This is a genomic window from Streptomyces sparsus (genome assembly GCF_054776295.1).
Genome location: NZ_BAAHCA010001359.1, coordinates 1 through 956 on the forward strand (window position 1 = coordinate 1; position 956 = coordinate 956).

Genomic DNA, 956 nt, shown 5'->3' on the forward strand with positions numbered 1-956 from the left:
ACGGCTGCTGGTGACCGCCGGCCTCGGTGGCGGCTCGGTGCTCGGCCTGGCCCTGCTGCTGCCCGTCGTGGCCTGGTCCGCGGGGCGGCGCCTCAAACGCCCGGCCCGTGCGCTGACGGTCTTCGGCGCGGCCTTCGTACTGCACCTGCTGATGGAACTGCTCAGCGTCATGCGGGAGGGCGTGGCCCTCAACTCGGGGCTGGTGCTGATCTTCTCCGCGCTCTGGTTCCTGGCTGCGGCAGTCGTGCCCGGGCTGGTCGCCCGGTACCTCTCGCAGCGCAGGACGCTGCTCGCCTCCGTGCAGGCGCAGCACCGTCAGTTGCTGCGTGAGAACGCCATCATCGCCCGCGAGGCCCAACTGCGGGAACGACAGCGCATCGCGCAGGACATGCACGACAGCCTCGGCCACCAACTGACGCTGATAGCGGTCCACACCGGCGCCCTCCAGGTCGATCCGGAGCTGAGCGGCAGCCAGCGGGTGGCGGTGGGGGTCCTGCGCGACGCCTCCGTCAACGCCATGCGGGAGCTGCGCGAGGTGGTCGGGGTGCTGCGCGAGGACGCCTCCGACGCGACCGGCTCGGAAACAGCCGACGCACCGCCTTCCGGCAACGGGCTGGACGCGGTCGAGCAGCTGGTCGGGACCTCGAGGGCGGCCGGAGCCGCCGTCGCCCTGCACCGCCGCGGCACGCCGCGTTCGCTGCCCCCGGTCGCCGACCGTGCCGCCTACCGGATAGTGCAGGAAGGCCTGACGAACGCCCACAAGCACGCCTTCGGCGCCCCCATCACCGTGGCCCTGGAGTTCGAGCCGGACTCCTTGCTGGTCGAGGTGGTCAACGGCCCGGTCCCGGCGGACCTCGACGGTCGGCACTCGCCACGGGTGAGCGGCGGACGCGGCCTGGCGGGGCTCGGCGAGCGTGCCCGGCTGGCCGGGGGCATGCTGCACCGCGGTCCGGCTC

1 protein-coding gene is annotated in these 956 nt (G+C 73.4%); it reads left to right on the forward strand.

The window, feature by feature from the left end; all coding sequences use genetic code 11:
* Positions 1-956 (forward strand): sensor histidine kinase (locus tag ACYVE9_RS28420; RefSeq protein WP_461030759.1); only part of this gene is annotated, 956 nt, incomplete at both ends.